Source organism: Pseudomonas sp. PME37.24/006, from assembly GCF_055556635.1.
The window spans coordinates 1-274 of the sequence record NZ_JBVHNL010000088.1 but is presented as its reverse complement, the minus strand read 5'-3'; the positions used below and the strand labels follow the sequence as shown (position 1 = coordinate 274).

At 65.0% G+C, this 274-nt stretch carries 1 protein-coding gene; it reads left to right on the top strand.

What is annotated here, in order from left to right:
* The coding region (locus tag ACZ3GY_RS23950) for a hypothetical protein (protein WP_465912223.1) at nt 1-274 on the top strand (274 nt) is incomplete at both ends.

Sequence of the window (274 nt, the reverse complement as noted above, 5' to 3'; positions counted from 1 at the left end):
CTGGTCGGTGATGCCGTTCGGTGCCAATTGGTTGACGTTGCCGCCCTTCTTCCTGGATGGCCAACAGGCGGCGAAGTTGATGGATACCTCCTTCGTGCTGGCGACGGCGTGGCTGTCATTCCGCATCCTGGCCCCTCGCATTGGCGCGGTCGCCGCGCTGGCCGCACCGGCCCTGATGCTGACCTTGCCGCTGAGCATGCTGGTGTCCGGCTCGATGTTCGTGGAGCCCGTCATCGGTTTCCTGTTCCTGCTGTGTCTGGCCGAGCTGACCGGC